This is a genomic window from Rhodococcus sp. EPR-157, from assembly GCF_001647195.1.
Classification (GTDB): domain Bacteria; phylum Actinomycetota; class Actinomycetes; order Mycobacteriales; family Mycobacteriaceae; genus Rhodococcoides.
The window spans coordinates 1-250 of record NZ_LVCV01000202.1 but is presented as its reverse complement, the minus strand read 5'-3'; the positions used below and the strand labels follow the sequence as shown (position 1 = coordinate 250).

The window sequence follows — 250 nt, the reverse complement described above, 5'->3', positions numbered from 1 at the left end:
CGGATCGATGTCCCGGTCCAGAGACGGGGTGTACTCGATCGAGCACAGGTACATCACCGTCGAACCGTCCTCGAGCGACAAGATCGCATGCCCCAAACCTTCCGACAGATACACCGCACGCCGATCGACATCGTCGATGAGCACACTGTCCCACTGCCCGAACGTCGGCGACCCCACCCGCAGGTCGATGATCACATCGAGAAAAGCGCCACGGGTGCAGGTGACGTACTTCGCCTGCCCCGGTGGGGTA

Annotated in this window: 1 protein-coding gene; it reads right to left on the bottom strand. The window is 62.0% G+C overall.

Annotated elements, in window-relative coordinates:
- Positions 1-250: dTDP-4-dehydrorhamnose 3,5-epimerase family protein (locus tag A2J03_RS09440; RefSeq protein ID WP_197480692.1), on the bottom strand; the 250-nt coding region annotated here is incomplete at both ends.